This window comes from Archangium sp. Cb G35, assembly GCF_001896145.1.
GTDB lineage: Bacteria > Myxococcota > Myxococcia > Myxococcales > Myxococcaceae > Archangium > Archangium violaceum.
On record NZ_MPOI01000003.1, the window covers coordinates 394837 to 415396 of the forward strand.

At 71.5% G+C, this 20560-nt stretch carries 12 protein-coding genes; 9 read left to right on the plus strand and 3 right to left on the minus strand.

The annotated features are described in order from the left end of the window. Position 1 precedes the first annotated feature (1 nt). Both BO221_RS57305 and BO221_RS12150 read left to right on the plus strand, forming a co-directional pair. Entirely contained in the window at positions 2–1603 is a 1602-nt protein-coding gene (locus BO221_RS57305) for a hypothetical protein (RefSeq protein ID WP_073560578.1), read from the plus strand. Positions 1604–1690: 87 nt separating this feature from the next. Then, on the plus strand, positions 1691–3421 hold the full coding sequence (locus BO221_RS12150; RefSeq protein WP_073560579.1) for a serine/threonine-protein kinase: 1731 nt from the start codon (positions 1691–1693) through the stop codon (positions 3419–3421). A gap of 33 nt (positions 3422–3454) precedes the next feature. Here the strand turns inward: BO221_RS12150 and BO221_RS12155 are convergent, their stop codons facing one another. After that, positions 3455–4219: a transglycosylase domain-containing protein gene (locus BO221_RS12155; RefSeq protein WP_073560580.1), complete on the minus strand. Its 765-nt coding sequence runs from the start codon at positions 4217–4219 to the stop codon at positions 3455–3457. A gap of 59 nt (positions 4220–4278) precedes the next feature. Here BO221_RS12155 and BO221_RS12160 point away from each other — a divergent pair, with 59 nt between their 5' ends. Next, positions 4279–4971, plus strand: a complete 693-nt coding sequence (locus BO221_RS12160; protein ID WP_073560581.1) for an NAD-binding oxidoreductase — start codon at positions 4279–4281, stop codon at positions 4969–4971. Between the two features lie 10 nt (positions 4972–4981). Further along, positions 4982–7375, plus strand: coding sequence for a DNA polymerase domain-containing protein (locus BO221_RS12165; protein WP_073560582.1), 2394 nt, complete (start codon positions 4982–4984; stop codon positions 7373–7375). A gap of 200 nt (positions 7376–7575) precedes the next feature. Here BO221_RS12165 and BO221_RS12170 read toward each other — a convergent pair whose 3' ends face one another. Together BO221_RS12170 and BO221_RS12175 are read right to left on the minus strand one after the other, a co-directional pair. Beyond that, positions 7576–9174 (minus strand): WD40 repeat domain-containing protein, encoded by a 1599-nt coding sequence (locus BO221_RS12170; RefSeq protein ID WP_073560583.1) that lies wholly within the window; start codon positions 9172–9174, stop codon positions 7576–7578. Then, entirely contained in the window at positions 9171–11354 is a 2184-nt protein-coding gene (locus BO221_RS12175) for a penicillin-binding protein activator (protein ID WP_073560584.1), read from the minus strand. Before BO221_RS12175 ends, BO221_RS12170 begins: the two co-directional genes overlap by 4 nt. 298 nt (positions 11355–11652) lie before the next feature. Here BO221_RS12175 and BO221_RS12180 point away from each other — a divergent pair, with 298 nt between their 5' ends. From BO221_RS12180 to BO221_RS12200, 5 genes are all read left to right on the plus strand, one after another. Further along, positions 11653–11859: a hypothetical protein gene (locus BO221_RS12180; protein WP_073560585.1), complete on the plus strand. Its 207-nt coding sequence runs from the start codon at positions 11653–11655 to the stop codon at positions 11857–11859. Positions 11860–11872: 13 nt separating this feature from the next. Further along, positions 11873–12499, plus strand: a complete 627-nt coding sequence (locus tag BO221_RS12185; protein ID WP_143195406.1) for a hypothetical protein — start codon at positions 11873–11875, stop codon at positions 12497–12499. Between the two features lie 75 nt (positions 12500–12574). After that, positions 12575–16078: a condensation domain-containing protein gene (locus BO221_RS12190; RefSeq protein ID WP_073560587.1), complete on the plus strand. Its 3504-nt coding sequence runs from the start codon at positions 12575–12577 to the stop codon at positions 16076–16078. 40 nt (positions 16079–16118) lie between these two features. After that, the gene (locus BO221_RS12195; protein ID WP_073560588.1) at positions 16119–17171 is read left to right on the plus strand and encodes a TauD/TfdA family dioxygenase; all 1053 of its coding nucleotides are present in this window, start codon (positions 16119–16121) and stop codon (positions 17169–17171) included. Between the two features lie 11 nt (positions 17172–17182). After that, the gene (locus tag BO221_RS12200; RefSeq protein WP_073560589.1) at positions 17183–20407 is read left to right on the plus strand and encodes a non-ribosomal peptide synthetase; all 3225 of its coding nucleotides are present in this window, start codon (positions 17183–17185) and stop codon (positions 20405–20407) included. Positions 20408–20560 lie beyond the last annotated feature (153 nt).

The window sequence follows — 20560 nt, forward strand, 5'->3', positions numbered from 1 at the left end:
TATGCTCGAGACGAAGAAGCCATTCGCCGCGGGGCTCGCGCTGGCGCTGCTGACCGCTACCGGTTGCTACGACTTCGACAAGGCCTTCGAGGAATGCAAGACCGCCGGCCAGTGCCTGCCCAGCACCTGCGAGCCCGCGGAGATCGATGTGCCGGATGATCTCTTCTACGACGCCAACTGCGACGGCATCGACGGCATGCTCGACGCCGGTTTCTTCGTCGATCCCTCCCGGGGCCTGGACGAGGTCAATCCTGGCACCCATGTGGCCCCCTTCAAAACCATCAAATACGCCCTGGAGCGCGCCGCCACCGACGGCAAGGTGCTCTACCTGGCCCAGGGTGACTACAACGAGGCGGGGTTGGAGTTGAACGCACCCATCTCGCTTTATGGCGGCTACGCCGGCATGGACGGGAACTGGAAGCGCAGCGCTGACTACACCACGCGAATCGACGGGGGCAGCATCGGCCTGACGGTCACCCGGGTGCCGCAAGACGCGGGAGTCACCCTGGAGCGGCTGCACATCAAATCCAGCCAGGGCTCCGAGCCTGGAGCCCCCTCCATCGGCTTGCGGCTGGTGGACTCCAGTGTGCGCCTGCGCCATGTGGAGGTGAAGGCCGCGGCTGGCATGCCTGGCAAGGAGGGCGACCTGGTCAGCGACATGCCGCACGCCGCGGATGGTGGCCAACCCGCGAACCCCGTCGAAACGGGCACGGCGCAGGCCATGGGAGGCACGCCCGGCCTCAGCGCCTGCGGCACCTTCAATGGAGGAACCGGAGGCAGGGGAGGCACCTTCGACATACCCGCCACCCTCGGCGTGGGGGGTACTCCCTCCGCGGATGGTGGCACCCCGGGGGACGCCAACGTCACCGCCGACATCAGCTGCGGCGGCAATCCTCCCTGCACCTACAACGGCAACCCCGGCAACCCCGGGCAGGCGGGCTTCGATGGAGGCGAGGGAACGGCTGGCGACCCGGGCAATGAGAGCGGCGTGCTGGAGGGCGGAATGTGGCGCGCCAGTGCCGGCGACGCGGGCAGGGAGGGGAACGCCGGGGGCGGCGGCGGCGGAGGCGGCGGCGGCGGCGTGATCTCCGCCAACGGCGAGGCCGTGTCGAAGGGCGGCGGCGGCGGCGGCGGCGGCGCTGGCGGCTGCCCGGGCCAGGGCGGGAAGGGAGGCCAGGGCGGTGGAGCCTCCATCGCCGTGCTGCTCATCAACGGGCACGTGGAGTTGGAGAAATGCGCCCTGGAGACAGCCGGTGGAGGGAAGGGAGGGAACGGCGGCAAGGGTGGCACCGGAAGCAGCGGTGGTGTGGGAGCGCCCGGAGGCAAGACGAACCCACAGACGAGTACCACCTACGGGGTGACGGTCTTGGGAGGCGAGGGAGGCAAGGGCGGCAACGGTGGAAAGGGCGGCAACGGAGGCCACGGAGGCAACGGCACGGGCGGCCCGTCCGTGGGTCTCTGGTGCGATTCCAGCGCGTCCATGAACCAGAAGGAGGTGCGCGTCACCCTCGGCCCCGCGGGTTCGCCCGGTACGGGCCCCGGTCCCACCAACTCCAAGGTGCTCCGACGGGACTTCTATAACTGCCTCCCCGCGTCCCCCTGACGGGAAACGACCAGGCGGGTCCTCCCCGCCCGCTCGCCCGCTTGTGGGAATCCGCTCCCGGTCTGCTACCCTGGGGGCACTTCCCCGATGGCTGACTCCCGTTTCTGCGAAACCTGCGGTCTCTCCGTGCCAGCGGATACCGATATCTGCCCACGCGACGGCACCGTGCTGCTCGACGCCTCGACCTCGTCCTTCCCGGGCGATCCGGGAGGTGCACGGCGGACCTCGCCCGGGAGAACGGTGAACGTCATGGACGACTCCTCCGCGCAGGATCCACTCACCGGCCTGAAGATCGGTGAGTACGAGCTGCGCCAGCGCGTCGGCGTGGGCGGCATGGGCTTGGTGTACGAGGGCATCCAGCCGTTGATCGGCAAGCGCGTGGCGGTGAAGGTGCTGCGCCCGGAGCTGGCCGCGGCCGAGGAACAGGTGGCGCGCCTGCTGGCCGAGGCCCGCGCCGTCAACGCCATCCGCCACCGCGGCATCGTGGACATCTTCGGCTTCGGCCAGGTGCCCGACGGCCGCCAGTACATCATCATGGAGTACCTTGAGGGCGTGGCCCTCGACGCGCACCTGACGGAGAAGAGCCGGCTGCCGGTACCCGAGGCGCTGGACATCCTCGACGAGGTGCTCAGCGCGCTGGGCGCCGCGCACGGGGCCGGCGTGGTGCACCGCGACCTCAAGCCGAGCAACATCTTCCTGGTGAAGCAGCCGGACGGCTCGCGCTACGTGAAGCTGCTGGACTTCGGCCTGGCGAAGATGGGCCTGCCCACCGGGCGTACCGCGCAGACGCGCACGGACATGGTGGTGGGCACCCCGGAGTACATGGCGCCCGAGCAGGCCCGCGGCCAGCCCGTGGGGCCGATGACGGACCTGTACGCCCTGGGCGTGGTGGCCTTCGAGATGGTCACCGGCCGGCTGCCCTTCGTCGGCACCTCGCCGGTGGACCTGCTGATGAAGCACGTGGACGCGCGGCCGCCGAGGCCCTCGGAGTTCGTCCCCGAGCTGCCCGCCGCGCTGGACGCCTTCGTCCTGCAGATGCTCACCAAGGATCCGGAGGCGCGCCCCGGTTCCGCCGAGCAGCTGCGCCGCCAGCTCCAGCGGCTGCGCGACACCCTCACCCAGCAGGCCCAGGCCCGGCCCACCGCCCCGGAGCCCGCCCGCCGGGAGACCCCGGACGCCCTGGCGCCCGCCGAGCCCGTCAAGCCCGAGCCCCGCCCCACGCCCGAGCCGGTGAAGCCGCGGCCCCCGCCCGAGCCTTCGCACGACACCGGCGGCCATACGTCCTCGCGGCGGATGTTGCTGGGCGTGGGAGCGCTCGCGCTGGTGGCCGTGGGCGGAGGCCTCGTGCTCGCCCTGCGCGGGGAGTCCACCCCGACTCCGCCGCCGCAGGTGGTCATCGCGCCGCCGGAGCAGCCCGCGAAGCCCCCGCCGCAGCCGGTGGTGGAGGCCGTGCCGGACGCGGGCCCGCCGCCGCAGCAGACGGCGTCCGTGACCGAGGTGCCCGACGCGGGCAGCACCGTGCAGGCCAGCACCACGCAGACGCCGGACAATCCCGTCCAGCCGGCGGGTCCGGCGGTGACGCCCACCGAGCCGGTGAAGCCGCGCGCGCTCACCCAGGCCGCGCTGCTGGGCCGCATCCGCAAGCTGGACCGGGACATCGACACGCTGAACCAGGCCGGCCAGAAGCTCAGCCCCGCCGCGCGCCGCACCCTCGACGCCATCCGCGAGAAGGCCGAGTCGGCCACGACGGCCGAGGAGCGGCGTCAGGTGGTCAAGGAGCTGTCTGACTGGGAGAAGTTCTTCCTGCGCCGCAAGTGAGGGGCCCGGACCGCGCCAGGCCCCCTCCCGCGCTCAGCGGCAGATGACGGGCTGGGCCATGGCGGTGCGCGCCCGCTCCTCGGTCACCAGCTTGTAGCCCGCGAGGTCCGCCAGCAGCACGTCCCGGTTCTGCCGGATGAGGCTGGCGTTGCGGCACACGAGCGCATCCGCGTACATGTAGTGCGGCGGCAGGGTGAGCGACAGCTCGGCCAGCTCCTGCAGCTTGAGCGTGTCCAGCTCGCGCCCGAACATTTTATAGGCCCCGTCCTGCACCCCGACGATGCCGCGCTCGAAGTAGAGCGTGGACATCTCATAGGCGATGAGCTGGTCCTTCTGGAGGAAGGAGTGCAGGCGGTTGGCCGCCACCGCCAGCGGCAGCGGGCCGCGAATGCCCAGGGCCTCGGCGAGCCGGGTGGCGAGGAGGCGCTCGCAGGCGCCATCACCGGGGGGCTCGGTGCCGAAGGTGACGACGGAGAAGAGGCGCCAGGCCCACTTCGCGCCGTCCTCGCGCCGCGTCTGGAAGTAGGTGGGGCACCCGAGCTGGGCGATGTAGAGGGCCACCAGGTCCTTGGGCAGGCGCGAGAAATCCGGCTTCGTGTAGGCAATGGGGCGCTTGGGCCCGAAGGTGCCCGCCTGGAGACTCATCCGCTCGCCCTCGATGGAGTGGCGCAGCTGTTTCTCCAGGTCGAACTCCGTCTCCAGCTGAGGCAGCTTGCTGGCGGCATGGAGGTAGAGGGCCGGCATCACCACGCCCGCCAGCCCGATGAGGAACAACACCAACCAGAGCAGGGTCTTCACGCCCCCCAGAGTATCAAAGGGCGACGGCGGGCCGGGTCCGGGTTAAATCAAGTTCCGACATGAACGACTGGCACCCCACCACCGTGGCGGACGTCCTTCCGGCCGCGGAGGGCCTCACCGAGCTCGTCCTGGACATTGGTGGAACCCCCCTGGTGGGGATGCACCGCACCCCGGGGCAGTACGTGCGCCTGGCCCTGCCCGGGGTGGGCGAGAGCATGTTCGCCATCGCCTCGCCGCCGGAGCCCTTCGGCACCCGGTGGGAGTTCCTGCTCAAGGGGGGCAGCGAGCTGGCGGATGCCCTGGTGCGGCTGAAGCCGGGGGCGCAAGTGCTGAGCGGGCGCCCCGAGGGCCGGGGCTTCCCCCTGGTGCACGCACGGGGCGGCCACGTGCTGCTGTTCGCCACGGGCTCGGGCATCTCGCCCATCCGCTCCGTCATCGAGAGCATCCGCCAGGAGCGGAGCGCCTACGGACAGGTGACGCTGTACTTCGGGGCGCGCACCCCGCAGGCCTTCGCCTACGAGGACGAGTTGCACCACTGGGAGGCGGCGGGCATCCACGTGGTGCGCACGGTGAGCCAGCCGGGCGCGAGCGGCTGGCAGGGCCTCACCGGCTACGTGCAGGAGCACCTGGGCGAGCAGCGGGTGGAGGACACGGTGGTCTTCGTGTGCGGCCAGTCGGGCATGGTGCAGGGGGTGATCGACATGCTGCGGATCCGGGGGCTGCCCCGCGAGGCCATCCACCTCAACTACTGACGAGTCCACGATGGCGCACACGCCGGAGGACGAGTGGCTCTGGGGATGGGATGACACGCCGGGAATCGTCTCGGTGTGGGCGGAGCCCGATGGCCGTGCCTTCGTCTGGCGGCGGCTCCCCGGGAGTGGCTCGCTCGTGCGCGAGGATGTGCGCTTCCGTCCCTGGCTGCTGCTCGCCTCGCTGGAGGATGTGCGGCACCTGGGCGCGAGGCTCCGCCCGGAGAGCGAGGGGCCCGCGCCCCACCGGGTGACGTGGCAGGAGCTGGAGGGCCCCGGTGCGCTGCGCTACCTGGTCCGCGCGGACGATGGGCGCGCGTTGGCCTCGGCCGTGCTCCAGGGGGCGGCGCGCAGACTCGGCCGCCCGTTCGGAAACCTGCGCGAGCTGGGTCCCCAGACGGTGCTCGCCCTCCCCCCCGAGGAGCAATACCTCGTCGCGTCGGGGCGCACGTACTTCCGCGACCTCCGGTTCGATGACCTGCACCGCATGCAGCTGGACCTGGAGACCACCGGGCTGGACCCCTCGCACGACCGCATCTTCCTCGTGGCGATCCGGGACGCGGAGGGCAGGGCCGATACCCTCGAGGTCCAGGGTAACGGTGACGCCGCAGAGGCCGACCTCCTCCAGCGGCTCGTTGCTCGCGTGCGCGCCATCGACCCGGACGTGCTCGAGAACCACAACCTGCACGGCTTCGATCTGCCGTTCCTCGCCCACCGGGCGCGGCTGCTCGGTGTGACGCTCGCGCTGGGACGCGCCGGACCCCCGGGCCTGCGGCAACGCCCCGCCGCACGAGGTGCCTCCCCCGGACGGGGCGGACCCGGCAACGATGCGATGCGCCGCGCGCGGTACACGGTCCCCGGCCGCGAGTTCATCGACACGATGGACGCCGTGAAGCGGCACGACTTCTCCACCCGGGAGCTGCCGGGGCACGGGCTCAAGGCCGTTGCACGGCACCTGGGCATCTCGGGCCCGGAGCGCGAGCACATTCCGGGAGCCCACGTGTACGAGGTCTTCGGCACCGACCCCGAGCGCGTGCGGCGCTACGCCCGCGACGACGTGACGGAGGCCGCCGGACTGGCGCGCATGCTCGGCGGGGCGGCCTTCGCGCTCGCCCGCATGGCACCGCGCCGCTACGAGCGCCTCGCGGACGCCGGACCCGCTACCGGGGTCATCGATCCGCTGATCGTTCGCGCCTATCTCCGGGCCGGTGCCGCGCTGCCCGCCCATGAGCAGGGCGATGGCACGCCTCACAGCGGGGCCGCGCTCCACCTGTTCGCCACGGGCGTGGCCCGGCACGTGGTGAAGGCCGATGTCGCCAGCCTGTACCCCTCGTTGATGCGCGAGTACCGGATTGGCCCTCGGAGGGACCGGCTCGGCGTGATGCTCGCGCTGGTGGACCGGCTCGTGGAACAACGGCTGGCGGCCAAGGCGCGGGCGAAGGCCGCGGCACCAGGGTCTCCGGAACGGCACACGAACGAGGCGCTCTCCGCGGCGATGAAGATCGTGGTCAACTCGGCCTACGGCTACCTGGGCGCGGGCGGGCTCACGCGCTTCGCGGACGTGCACGCCGCCAACGAGGTGACACGGCGCGGGCGCGAGGTGCTGGCGCTCATCTGCCAGGAGCTGGCCCGGCGTGGCGTCACGCTGCTGGAGGCCGACACGGACGGTGTGTACTTCTCCGTGTCGGAGGGATGGAGCGAGGCCGACGAGCGCCGGGTGGTCTCCGAGGTCGCGGACCTGCTGCCGCCCAAGGTGCGCCTCGAGTTCGAGGGGCGCTACGCCGCGATGCTCTCGCACGAACCGAAGAACTACGCGCTGCAGGCGTATGACGGCGCGCTCATCCTGCGCGGTGTGGCGTTCCGCTCCAGCCGGGCGGAGCCCTTCGGCGAGGACTTCCTGCGCCGGGCACTGCACGACCTGCTCGCGGGGGACATCCCGGGCGTGCGGGAGACCTATGTGGAGACGGTGACGGCGCTGCGCCGGCGGGCACTGCCGACCCGGAGCGTGGCGGCCCAGGTGCGGCTGACGAAGACACCAGCGCAGTACCTCGCCGCGCGCAGGCGTGAATTGCCCTACGAGGCCATGCTGGCGAGCGGGCAGAAACAGTGGGCCACCGGCGAGCAGGTCCGGGTCTACCGGGCGGTGGGAGGGCGCGCGGGACTGCTACTGGAATCGGAGACCGGAGAAACGGTGAGGGATCCCCGGGACTACGACGCCGAGTTCTACGCCCGGCAGTTACGCGAGACCTTCGCGGCCCGGCTGGCGCGCGCGCTGACGCCCGAGGACTTCGCGACGGTGTTCGCGGATCCGGAGCAACCCTCGCTCTTCGCGCCATCGCTGGCGAATGCACGGCCGGTGCTCAACGTGCTGAACGAACCCGAGGGAGCACAGCTGGGAGAAGGTTGATGACCCGCGCCCATTTCCCAGCGTCAATTTCCCCTCGCCCTCCGGGAGAGGGACGGGGTGAGGGTATCTGATGTACCCGGGTTGAACCCACTGTCCACACTGGGGACCACGGGTTGAAGAACGGGCCCGGATACCCTCACCCTGACCCTCTCCCGAGGGGAGAGGGGATATCTTCGCTCACTTCCCTTGGGGGATGGGCGTCACCGTTCCACGGTGGGGGCGGCGTAGCGCACGGGGAACAGGGCCGCGGCTGGATCGCTCTCCTGCGTGCCCGAGGCCTTCTGCGGCGTCCACGCGGCCACGCCCACCAGCCGCCCGTCCGGGCTGAAGCGCACCCGGCGCACGGACCAACCGAATTTCCGCTCCGCCACCGGCGGCTCCTGGCCCTCGCGCCAGACGTACAGCTGCTTGTCCCAGCCACCACTCGCCAGCGAGCGCCCGTCCGGAGAAATACCGGCGGAGGCCACCACGCCCCGGTGCGCCGTCCACTTGCGCAGCACCTGGCCCGAGCCCGCGTCCACCAGCGCCGCGGCGTTCCACTCGGCGGGAGGCTCGACGAGCCCCTTCTTCTCGCGCTCGTAGACGGTGCGGTTGCGCTCGGCCTTGGGCTCGGAGAAGGCCACGCCCAGCCGGCGCCCGGCCGCGTCGAGCGTGACGTCATTCACGTGCGCCTCGAAGGTAAAGGCCGTGCGTGGAGCGAGCACCAGCCCCCGCTCCTCCTGCTTCACCTGCGCCGGAGCCTTCAACGTGAGCACGGCCTCACCCGTGGCGTCATCGAAGGCCACGTCCACACGCTCGGAGAAGGGAGCACCCAGCACTCCACCCACGCCCGGAGGCAGACACGCGTCACACACCACGACGTCCAGGCCCTCCAGCTCCAGCCCCTTGAGGCGCAGCCGCTGGCCCCGGGCCACCCGCGCCAGCGTGGACCCCAGCGCCGTGGGCAGCGACACCGTCTCCTGCAACATGGCCGTGTCGATCCCCGCCGCCTCCGCCGCCTGAGAACCCAGCACGAGCGCGGGCGCACGCGCATCCAGTGCGAAGGCCACCGGAGCCTTCCCATTGAGCGTCCCGCCCACCACGGCGTAGCCCCCGCGCCGCTCGAAGCGAACCCGCGCCTGCTCGCGCCGCAGTGCCTCCTCGCGCGCGTCGAACACCCGGATGCGCTTGTCCCAGCTCCCCGAGTACAGCGTCCCATCCTGCGCGAAGACGAGCGCGCTCACCCGGTCCGAGTGGGGCCGGGCCTCGAAGGAGAAGCCCAGGTCCGCCACGCGCAGCACCGTCATCAAACCCTGCGCGCTGCCCGCCACGAGGTAGCCACCGGCCGGGTGGAAGGCCACCGCGGTGAGCGGCTCCTCCGTCCGCAGGCTCGCCTTCAGCGCGCCCGTGGCCGCGTCATACAGACGCACCATGCCATCCCAGCCCGCGCTCGCCAGCAACGAGCCGTCCCGGGAGAAGGCCAGCGCCTCCACGTCGAACTCGGAGGGGTTGATGCCCTGGTCCACCACGCGCGCCAGCGAGGGCTTCACATTCCAGAGCGCGAGCAGGTACTCCCGAGCACCCAGGTGCGAGTAGGCCACGCGCGAGGAGTCCGGCGAGAAGGCCAGCGTCCAGACGAAGTCCCTGCGGTCGAGGACGGCGCCGTCCTCGAGACCCACCACCTCACCCGCGAGGTATCCCCCCGGCGTGGACTCCAGCCGGGAGGCGATATCCGGCGCGAGCACCGGCGCGGAGTGCCGGCACCCCGCGAGCGACAACAGACCCACGAGCCACAGCGCGCGAGGCGCCAGAACCCTCACGAGCCACCCAGCGACGCCGACTTCTCCGGAGGCACCTCCGTCACGCCCTTGTTGCTCACGGACAGCAGGAAGAGGGGCTTGCGCGCCTCGCGCTTCTCGTCGAAGGACGTCTTGCCCGTGGCACCGTCGAAGTCCTTCACGTTGGCCAGGGCCTCGCGGAACTCCCCACGGCTCTTGGGCGCCTGCTTCGAGTCCAGCAGCTGCCGCACCATGCGCGCCGAGTCATACCCGTAGGCCTCGAGCAGGCCCGGGTCTCCGCTGTTCGCCTGGCGGTAGGCCTTCACGAAGCGCTGCGTGGCCGGCTGCTGCGAGTCCACGAAGAAACCATCCACGTACACCGAGCAGGTAACGAACTTGCCACCGCGCTCGACGAGCTCCGGCATGCCGCTGGCGCCCTTGCTGCTGCTCCACGCGTTGGTGCCCAGCAACATCACCGTCTTGATCGTCTTCTTGCCCGTCGTCTTGCGGATGCGCTCCACGTCGCGCGAGTCACACGCGTTGGTGACGATGTCCTCCACCGCCAGCGCCGGGGCCACCAGGCTCACCCGCCGCCACTCGTCGGGGATGAAGATGGCCTCGAAGTCGATGATGGGCTCCACCTGGCCCTTCATCTTCTCCATGGCCTTGCGCCTGCGGAACGCGTCCTGGCCCGTCGTCTCCTTCTGCACCTCGCGCACGCCCTCGATGTAGTCGAGCCGGTCCTCCAGGTAGTAGCGGCCCACCAGCTTCTTGGCCTCGGAGGTGAACGTCGTCTGGTCGTGGGCGTACGTCTCGGCGCCGCGCACCTGGCCGCCGTTCTCCACCACGTGGTCCCAGAAGTCGTTGGCCAGCTCCACCCCGTACGGCAGGTTGGGGTAGAGCATCGCGAAGCTCTTGAAGCCCTTCTGCTTCATCGCGAAGTCGGCGATGGCCCGCGCCTGCGCCGAGTTCGTCAGCATGTTGCGGAAGATGAAGGGCCCGATGTTGGTGATGTCCTCCTGGCGCGTGAGCGTCAGCAGCGGCACCTGGAGCTCCTCGGCCACCAGCGCGGCGCGGCGGGACTCGTCCGTGGTGATGGGGCCCAGCACGGCGATGGCGCCCTCGTCGAAGGCCAGCTGCTCCATGCCCTGGGCGGCGAGGTTCACATCCCCCTGCGTGTCCTTCACCACGAGCTCGATGTCGCTGCCGGCCAGGGCCAGCTTCACCCCGCGCAGCACCGCCTCGCCCACGGCCTTGTACTTGCCCGTCATGGGCAGCAGCAGGCCCACCGTCTTCGTCTGCACGTCCACGCGGCGCGTGGCGCGCGCGAGCAGCTCGCGGGCCTGCGGGGCGAACGTGTGGTTGGGCGCCTCCGCCAGGAAGCGGTTGAGCGTCTCCTCCAGCCGCGTCCAGTCCCGCAGGTGGTAGTAGATGCGGGCCAGCTTGAAGGTCAGCACCGGCCAGGCGGGATTGGAGGGGGACAGCTCCTCCATGATCTGCGCCACGTCCATGAAGCCGGCGCGGCCCTCCACCAACTGCTGCACCCGGGCCACCGCGGCCTGCTGCGCCTCGGGCGTCTGGGCGTTGCCGGCCAGGTCCACGGAGATGCGCAGCGCCTGTCCGAAGAGGCCTGCCTTCTCCGCGGCCTTCACGGAGTCCTCGAGCAACTGGATGCGCTCGGCGCCCTCGGCGCGCTCGGCGAGGCTGTAGAGCGTCTGGTAGGCGTCACGGTAGGCACCCACCTCCAGCGCGGACCGGCCCAGCCGGCGCTTGGCCTCGGTGGCCTGCGGGTGGAGCGGGTTCTCGAAGAGCAGCTCGTTGAAGCTCTTGCGCGCGTTGACGTAGTCCTGCGAGTCGTAGAAGAGCACGCCCGCCCGGTAGAGGGCCTCCTGGCCCGCCGTCGTCTGCGGGTAGGCCTTGCGCACCGCGAGGAAGCTCTCGGCCGCCTGCTTGCGCGGGGCCGTCTCGGCCTGCTGGATGGCCTGGGCGAGCGCTTGGTCCGCCTGCGCGTCCTGGCGCGCCTCGACGGAGGGCTTCGACGGGAAGGGGTCTCCCTGGGGGACGTCTTCCCCGCGGCCCTGTGACGAGGAGCCGGACGAGGAGCCAGGGGAAGTGCCACCGCCCGTGGCGGAGGGCGTCTTGCAAGCGGACATCAGCAGCGCCAGCGCGAGCAGCAGCGCGCGGCGGGGGGAGGGGCGAACATCCATGGTGTGGGGGTGCATAGCAGTGGGGCGCGCCTCCGTCGACAGTCGAGCGGGGGGGACATTCCCCACGCCGTCCCCCAGGTTTTGCACCGGACGTGCCGCCCCCGTGCCCCCGGGTGGAGGCCTCGGGAGCCGGGCCCCTGTGGGCCCCGGGCCACGGGCATGTGGGCCCGGGTACTCGCCTGCCCCGCGAGCAATGGAGAGAGCGCCCCCCGGGATTGGACCTGGGCCGGGCTCTCCCAGGGAGAAAGGCGTTGCGGCCCCCGCTCCCCATCCCAAGCGTTAGGGCTTGGACGTTCCAACCCAGGAGGTGACCATGGCAGGCAAGCAACCGTTGCGGGAGGGCTACGGAAGCACGAGCGAGCAGCGGCAGCGCAACCTGGAAGGCGACGGCTTCGAGGAGCGGGCGCCCCACACTCCGGAAGAGGCCGCGGCCACCCGCGCGCCGCCACCGGAGGAGGGAGGCCACGTGGTGCACGTGAATGCCCTGCCCGAGCCACTCGACAAGGACGACCCGGACTAGAGGAGAGCCACTCATGTCTCAACGCAAGATTCGTGCGGGAATGGTGGTGCGCTGCCACGACGGCTCGCCGCTCGGGCGCGTCCTCTCCGTGGATGGCGAGGGCTTCGTGTTCGAGCGCCGGGTGGTCGTCACGCGCGAGCACCGGGTGCGCCATGACGAGGTGCGGTCCCTGGACGAGCACGGCATCGTGCTCACCCCGGAGCATGGCCACCCGCGCGCGCGCCTGGAGGCCACGGACCTCGTGGAGGTCTTCTGGTCCTCGCGGCGCGCACGGGACGAGCAGCGGCCCCTGGAGGAACGGGAAGCACCGGAGACGCTCTCCTCGCACCACATGGTGGCCGCGACGGAGCACGCCGAGGCCTACCCCGTCCAGGTGGAGCGCGGCACCGTCCCCCATCCCCGCTACGTGCCCATGTCCGAGGAGGAGCCCCGCAGGAGCGCCCCCGCCCAGGAAGACGCCGGCCCCGTCCGCGCTTCGCCGGCCGATCCACCCCGCTGGCGTTGGATGCGCGGGCCCTGGGGCCACGGGGTGAAGCTGCCCAGTGGACGGATGGTGCGGCACTACGCGACGCACCCGCTCGAGGCGGCGAGCTCGCTGCTGGAGCTGCTCCGCGGAGAGACCTCCGCCCTCCGCTACTGAGCGGACGGAGACACCGGATTCCCGGGAGTTGCGGGGTGGGCATTCTTGTGCCCGCGTGCTAGAAACCCCGGGGCTTTGGCACCGTCCTCTTCGTTCGACTCCTCCTCGCTCCTCGAGCTGTCGCGCCGCCGTGCCGAATCCCAGCCAGAGGAGCTCGCCTACACCTTCCTGGCCGATGGCGAGACGGAAGAAGCACGTCTCACCTACGCCGGGCTGGATGCACGGGCACGCGCCATCGGTGGACTCCTGCAGGAGCGGGGAGCCCGGGGCGAGCGGGTGCTGCTGCTCTACCCGCCCGGGCTCGACTACGTGACGGCCTTCGTGGGCTGCATCTACGCCGGAGCCATCGCCGTGCCGGCCTACCCGCCGGACCCGATGCGCCTGGGACGGACGCTCCCGCGGCTCGAGGCGCTCATCTCCGACGCGCGCGCCCGCTTCGCGCTCACCAACGGGTTCATCCGCTCCATGGCGGACGGGCTGGCCGAGCAGTTCCCCGGACTGGCCGGGCTGACGTGGGTGGCCACCGACGAGGTGCCCGCGGACGCGGCCAGCGCCTGGAAGGACCCGGGCCTCACGCGCGAGTCGCTCGCGTTCCTCCAGTACACCTCGGGCTCCACGGGCACACCGCGCGGGGTGATGCTCAGCCACGGCAACCTGCTGCACAACTCGACGGCCATCCAGCGCGGCTTCGAGCCCTCGCCCGGGAGCGTCGGCGTCATCTGGCTGCCGCCCTACCACGACATGGGCCTCATCGGCGGCGTGCTCCAGCCGCTGTTCGCCGGCATCCCCGTCGTGCTGATGTCACCGCTGGACTTCCTCAAGTGGCCCGTGCGCTGGCTCGAGGCCATCTCCCGCCACCGGGGTACGCACAGCGGTGGGCCGAACTTCGCCTACGACCTGTGCGTGCGGAAGACCACGCCCGAGCAGCGCGCCGCGTTGGATTTGAGCACCTGGCGGCTGGCCTTCAACGGCGCAGAGCCCGTGCGCGCCGCCACGATGGACCGCTTCGCCGAGGCCTTCGCCGTCTCCGGCTTCCGCCGCGAGGCATTCTTCCCGTGCTACGGCCTGGCCGAGGGCACGCTGCTCGTCACCGGTGGGCGCATGGGCACACAGCCCGTGGTGCGCGACTGGAAGCAGGAGGGCTCCGAGCGCGTGAGCCAGCTCGTGGGCTGTGGCACGAGCGTGCTGGACCAGGAGCTGCTCATCGCCCACCCCGAGACGCTCGTTCCCGTGCCCGAGGGGCAGGTGGGTGAAATCTGGGTGCGCGGAGGCAGTGTGGCCCAGGGCTACTGGGGCCGGCCCGAGCAGAGCGAGCAGACCTTCCGCGCCCGCCGGAGCGACACCGGCGACGGGCCCTGGCTGCGCACGGGAGACCTCGGGTTCCTCGTGGGTAACGAGCTGTTCGTCGCCGGCCGCATCAAGGACCTCATCATCCTGCGCGGGCGCAACCTGTACCCGCAGGACCTGGAGCAGACCGCCGAGGCCAGCCACCCCGCGCTGCGCCCGGGCTGCTCCGCCGCCTTCAGCCTGGACGTGGAGGGACAGGAGCAACTGGTGCTCGTGCACGAGGTGGACCGCGCGAAGCTGCCGGAGCCCGCCGAGGCCGTGGAGGCCATCCGCCGCGCCATCGCCGAGCAGCACGAGGTGGCACCGGGCCGCGTGGTGCTCGTCCCCGCGGGCCACATTCCCAAGACGTCCAGCGGCAAGATTCAGCGTGGCACCTGCCGCGCCATGTACCTCGCGGGCGAGCTGGAGCTCGTCACCGAGAGCGCCGTGCACCAGGCCGCGCCCACCGCGCCGGCCGAGCCTCCCGCGCTCACCCGCGAGGCCCTGTTGGGTGCCCCGGAAACGGAGCGGCCCCGGCTGCTCGTCGAGCACCTGCGGCACCGCCTCGCGCGTGCGCTGGCCGTGGCTCCCACCCTGCTGGATGAGGCGCGGCCCCTCACCGCGTTCGGCCTGGACTCCATCCACGCCATCGAGCTCAAGGGCGCGCTGGAGGAGGAGCTGGGCATCCACCTGCCCGTGGCACTGCTGCTGGATGGCGTCAGCCTGGGCACCCTCACCACCCGCGCACTGGAGGCCCTGCACCCCGCGCCCTCCGCGCCTCCACCGCTCGAGCCCGCCAACCACGGGCCCCACCCTCCCCTCTCCTACGGCCAGGAGCGGCTGCTCTTCCTGGAGCAACTCGCCACGGGCCACTCGGCGTACACCGTCGCCACGGCGGTGAAGCTGGAGGGACGGCTCGACGTGGAGGCCCTGGGGCGTAGCCTCGCGGCACTTCTGCGCCGGCAGGACTCGCTGCGTGCGTGCTTCCCCTTCGTGGACGGCAAGCGCGTGCAGGTGCTGCTCCCCACCGGGCAGGTGCCGGACCTGGGCCCGCTCGCCGGGGAGGGCGCGCTCGTGGACCTGTCCGGCCTGCCCGGCTCCGAGCGCGAGACCGAGGCCACCCGGCTCACCACCCTGGAGGCCCGCCAGCGCTTCGACCTGGAGCGCGGCCCGCTGCTGCGCGCGAAGCTGCTGAAGCTCGCCCCGGAGCGGCACCGGCTGGTGCTCTCGGTGCATCACATCGTCTCCGACGGTTGGACCATGGGCGTGCTCGTCCGCGAGCTGGGCGCCCTCTACCCCGCCTTCGCCGAGGGCCGCCCCTCGCCCCTGCCCGCGCCGCGCCTCCAGTACATGGACTACGCCGCGTGGCAGCGGCACTGGTTGGAAGGGGGCACGCTGGCCGCCGAGCAGTCCTGGTGGAAGGAGCGCCTCACCGGCATGCCTCCGCTGCTGGAGCTGCCCACGGACCGGCCGCGCCCCGAGACCCCGTCCTTCGAGGGCGCTCGCCACCCGCTCCAGCTCTCCGCGCCCCTCACGGTGGGCCTCGAGCAGCTCGGACAGACGGAGGGCGCCACGCCCTTCATGGTGCTGCTCGCCGGTTTCCTCGTGACGCTCCACCAGCGCACCGGCCGCACCGACCTCGTGGTGGGCACGGACATCGCCAACCGGGAGCATCCGCGCACGCAACAGCTGGTGGGCCTCTTCGTCAATCAGCTCGTCCTGCGCGTGGACCTCTCGGGCAACCCCACGTTCCGGCAGGTGCTCGCCCGCGTGCGGCAGGTGGCGCTCGGTGCGTACGCGCACCCGCACGTCCCCTTCGACAAGCTCGTCGAGACACTCCGCCCTCCGCGAGACCCCCGCTACAACCCGCTGTTCCAGGTGATGTTCGTCCTGGAGAACGCTCCGCTGCCCGCGCTGGAGCTGCCCGGCCTGCGCCTGGAGCTGCTCGAGCTCGATGACGGTGGCTCGCCCTTCGACCTGTCGGTGCTGCTGTCGAAGCACGGGGGCCAGATGGGCGGCGTGCTGCGCTACAGCACCGCGCTGTTCGACGGTGCCACCATCGCCCGGCTCGGCGAGGGCTACCAGACGGTGCTCTCGGCCGCCGTGCAGCGCCCGGACGCCACCGTGGAGGACTTGCGCGACGTCCTCACCGAACACGAGCGGCAGCGCGAGCGCGCCCGGGCCGAGGAGCTGAAGTCCAAGCGGCAGGAGCTGTTCCGCAATGTCCGGCGCAAGACCGACAGTCCCACGTGATGACCCTCACCCCCCGCCCGCTCCCAGCGGGAGAGGGAGCATGCACACCATGAAGAAGGCACTGCCCCAGGTGAAGCGCCGCGAAATCGCGGAGTCCGGCGAGGATTGGGTCCGCTTCGAGCCCCTCCTGCCCGGGCTCTCCCTGCCCGTGCTCGCCCGGCCCACGCTCCCGGGCGTGGACCTCGCCGACTGGGCCAGCAAGCACCGCGCTCGCGTGGACGAGCACCTGCACCGCCACGGCGCCGTGCTCTTCCGTGGCTTCGACATCGCCTCCGCCGAGGCCCTGGAGCGCTGCATCCGCGCCGTGGCCGGCGAGTCCCTTCCTTATGAGGAACGCTCCTCGCCACGCTCGCAGGTGAGCGGCAACGTCTACACCTCCACGGACCACCCGCCCGCCGAGCACATCTTCCCGCACAACGAGCAGTCCTATAACCAGGCCTTCCCCCTGCGCCTGTTCTTCTGCTGCGTGACGCCCGCCCAGGAGGGAGGCCGCACCCCGCTGGTGGACTCGCGCCGCGTGTTCCAGCGCCTCCCGCCCTCGCTGCGCGCCCGCTTCCTGGAGCAGGGCTACACGTACGTGCGCAACTTCGGCGGCCAGTTCGGCCTGAGCTGGCGGACGGCCTTCCAGGCGGAGTCTCCCGCCGAGGTCGAGGCGTACTGCCGCCGCAACCACATCCAGTTCGAGTGGCGCGAGGGCCAGCGGCTGAGGACGCGCCAGGTGCGCCGAGCCGCCGGGCTCCACCCCGTCACGGGCGAACCGGTGTGGTTCAACCACGCCACGTTCTTCCACGTCTCCACGCTGCCTCCCGCCGTGGCCTCGGCGCTGCTCGCGGAGTTCGGCGAGGAGGACCTGCCCAACAACACCTGGTACGGCGACGGCTCGCCCATCGAGCCCGAGGTGCTGGAAACGCTGCGTGCCGCCTACCACGCCGAAACGGTCTCCTTCCCCTGGGAGCGGGGAGACCTGCTCGTCGTCGACAACATGCTCGCCGCGCACGCGCGCACGCCCTTCTCCGGCCCGCGCGAGGTGCTCGTCGGCATGGCCCGCCTCTTCCCCTGGGACGACGTGCGCCCCGTCCCCGCCCCCTCCTAGGAGACTCCGCCTTGTCCTCCTCCAACGGCTTCCGTCTGTCTCCGCAGCAGGCCCACCTCTGGGCGCAGCTCGTCCCGAGCCCGGACACGCCCTACCGCGCGCAGTGCGTGGTGGAGCTCCGGGGCCCACTGGACAAGCCGCGCCTCGAGCGCGCCGTGCGGGAGGTCGTCTCCCGGAACGAAATCCTCCGCACCACCTACCGCCAGCTCCCGGGCACGGAGACCGCCGTCCAGGTGCCCGGGGACGTGCCCGCCACCGTGCTGCGGGAGCTCGACTGGACGGGCCACCGTGCGCAGTGGTGGATCAACCTGCTGGAGGATCTGTTGCTCGGCCCCTCCGAGGACCCGTGGAGCTACACCCCCGAGGAGCGCGCACCGGAGGAGCCGGGCGGCCTGTGGCTGGCCACCCTCGGTCCCGAGCGGCACCTGCTCGTAGTGGACCTCCCAGCGCTCTCGGCGGACCGGCAGGGACTGGCCTGTCTCGTGCGCGAGCTGGCCGGAGCGTGGGCCGCGCAGGGAGGCGGAGAGCCCCTGCCCGAGCCCGCCATGCAGTACGCGGACGTGTCGGAGGTGTTCCAGCAGCTCCTGGAGTCCGAGGACGCTCGCGAGGGCCAGCGCCACTGGGAAGGCCTCGCGATCCCCGACCCGGACACCCGCGCACCCGAGCGGACCTTCAGCCCCAGCTCATGGCGGCCGAGGGAACTCCCCCCCGGCTTCACCGCCTCCGTGAAGGCCGCGGCCAGCCGCATCGGCGTGCCGGTGACGGCCTTCGTACTAGCCTGCTGGCAGCTCCTGCTGGCCCGCCGCTCCGAGCGCCTCGAATGGTCCGTGGCGGTGCGCTTCAATGGCCGCACCTACGAGGGACTGGACGAGGCGATCGGCCTCTTCGAGCGCTACCTCCCGCTGCGGTGCGAGGTGCGTGCCCGCGCCCGCTTCGCGGATTTCGCCCTCGAGGTGGCCCGGGCCACGCAGGACACCGGGGCATGGCAGGAATACTTCGACGTGGCGAAGGCGCCCCCCTTCCCCTTCGCCTTCGAGGACGTCACCTGGCCCGAGGAGCGCCACCACGACGGCCTCACCTTCACGACCCTGCGGCTGAGTGCCTGCACCAGCCGCTTCGAGCTCAAGCTGAGCTGCGGGCAGCGCCAGGGGATGCTCGACCTCGAAATCCAGGCGGACACGGCACGCCACTCCGGTGAACTGATGGGGGAGCGGCTGCTGACGCTGCTGGAGACGGCGGCCGCGAATCCGGAGCGCACGCTGGAGTCGCTGCCGGTGATGCACCGGAACGAGCTGCAATGGCTGGAGTCCCTCAATCGCACCGAGCGCCCCCATGACACCGCGGGCAGCTTCCCCGAGCGTTTCGCCGCCGTGGTCCGGAGCACCCCGGACGCGCTCGCCGTGGCCTTCGAGGACGAGCGGCTCACATTCGCCGAGCTGGCCTCCCGCGCCCACCGGCTCGCGTGGCACCTGCGCTCGCTGGGCGTGGGGCCCGAGACGCGCGTGGGCCTCTTCCTGGAACGCTCGGTGGAGCAGCTCGTCGCCCTGCTCGCCATCCTCCAGGCCGGCGGCGCTTTCGTGCCGCTCGATCCGCTCTACCCCCGCGAGCGCCTCGGCGCCATGCTCCAGCAGGCCGAGGCCCGGCTCGTCGTCACCCGCTCCCACCTCCAGTCCCTGCTCCCCGAGGGCGTGGCCAGCCCCATCCTCCTGGACGCCGACGCCGAGCGCATCGCCAGCGCGCCGGACACCGCTCCAGAGGTCCCCGTCGCGCCCGAGCAGCTCGCCTACGTGCTCTTCACCTCGGGCTCCACGGGCAGGCCCAAGGGGGTGATGATCCAGCACCGCTCGCTGCTCAACCTCGCGGCCACCCTGCGCGACACCGTCTACGAGGGCCGTGCCCCAGGACTGCGCATCAGCGTCAACGGGCCGCTCGTCTTCGACACCTCGGTCAAACAGTGGGTGCAGTGGCTCAACGGCCACTCGCTGCACCTCGTCCCCGAGGAGGCCCGCCTGGATGCCTCGCGGATGCGTGGTTTCGTGCAGCGGCAGGCGCTCGATGTGCTGGACACCACACCCTCGCTGCTGGCGCCCCTGTTGGAGCAGGGCCTGGGCCGTGAGCCGGACTTCTCCCCCGCGCTCGTCCTGGTGGGCGGAGAAGCCATCACTCCAAGCACCTGGACGGAGCTGCGCGCACGCCCGCGCACGCGCTTCGTGAACATGTACGGCCCCACCGAGTGCACGGTGAACGCCACCACCTGTCCCGTGGCCGATTCTCCCAAGCCCACCATCGGCGGGCCGCTCGGCAACGTGCGCGTGCACCTGCTGGACTCGTACCTGCGCCCGGTGCCCCCCGGTCACCCGGGCGAGCTCTATATCGGTGGCGCGGGCGTGGGCCGGGGCTACATCGGCCGTCCCGAGCTCACCGCCGAGCGCTTCATCCCCGATCCATCCGGCGCGCCGGGCTCACGCCTCTACCGTACGGGGGACATGGGCCGCTGGCGCGAGGATGGCCGCATCGAGTTCCTCGGCCGCGCCGACCATCAGGTGAAGCTGCGGGGCCTGCGCATCGAGCTGGGCGAAATCGAAGCCGTGATGCGCACGCACCCCGAGGTGGGCGAGGTCATCGTGGTGCTGCGCGAGACGCAGCCGGGAGAGCAGCACCTCGTGGGCTACTTCGTCCCGCGCCGGGGCCTGCCTCCGGGAGCCGAGTCGGAAGGACGCGAGCTGGCCCACCAGCTCCGGAGCCTGATGCGGCAGACGCTGCCCGAGTTCATGGTGCCATGGGCCCTGATGCCGCTCGCGCGCCTGCCGCTCACGCGCAACGGCAAGGTGGACCGCGCCGCGCTGCCCGACCCGCGCACCGCCACGCGCGAATCCAACATCCCCTACGAGGCCCCCACCAATCAGCTCGAGCAGACCATCGCGGCCATCTGGCGGGAGGCGCTCAAGGTCGACAAGGTGGGCCTGCACAGCAACTTCTTCGACCTGGGCGGACACTCGCTCCTGATGGTCCAGGTGCACGAGAAGCTCGCCGCGGCCTTTGGCCGTCGCTTCTCCATGGTGGAGCTCTTCCAGCACCCCACTGTCGCCGCGCTCGCCCGGCACATCGGACAGGCCCAGGATGGAGCGGCGGCCCCCGCCCAGAGCCAGCAGCGGCTCGAGGACCGGGCCCAGAAACAGCGTCAGGCCCTGCAACAGCAGGCCCTTCTCATCAAGGCGGGCAGAGGGAAGAAGTGAGCCCCCATTGACGGAGCCGCCCCTCCGGACCCGATGACGAGCAACGGGTCCAACAATCGGACCAGTTGGCGGCGCTCGCGGCCGGAGGGTCCGCCGGGCGCGGTCTTCCGCAACTTGTCCAACTGTTGGACAAGTTCGTGAAGAGCGCGCCCG

Bases quoted from the DNA above. Each gene is read 5' to 3' on its own strand.
- BO221_RS57305 (WP_073560578.1), top strand. From the start codon at position 2: ATGCTCGAGACGAAGAAGCCATTCGCCGCGGGGCTCGCGCTGGCGCTG.
- BO221_RS12150 (WP_073560579.1), top strand. From the start codon at position 1,691: ATGGCTGACTCCCGTTTCTGCGAAACCTGCGGTCTCTCCGTGCCAGCG.
- BO221_RS12160 (WP_073560581.1), top strand. From the start codon at position 4,279: ATGAACGACTGGCACCCCACCACCGTGGCGGACGTCCTTCCGGCCGCG.
- BO221_RS12165 (WP_073560582.1), top strand. From the start codon at position 4,982: ATGGCGCACACGCCGGAGGACGAGTGGCTCTGGGGATGGGATGACACG.
- BO221_RS12175 (WP_073560584.1), bottom strand. From the start codon at position 11,354: ATGCACCCCCACACCATGGATGTTCGCCCCTCCCCCCGCCGCGCGCTG.
- BO221_RS12180 (WP_073560585.1), top strand. From the start codon at position 11,653: ATGGCAGGCAAGCAACCGTTGCGGGAGGGCTACGGAAGCACGAGCGAG.
- BO221_RS12185 (WP_143195406.1), top strand. From the start codon at position 11,873: ATGTCTCAACGCAAGATTCGTGCGGGAATGGTGGTGCGCTGCCACGAC.
- BO221_RS12195 (WP_073560588.1), top strand. From the start codon at position 16,119: ATGCACACCATGAAGAAGGCACTGCCCCAGGTGAAGCGCCGCGAAATC.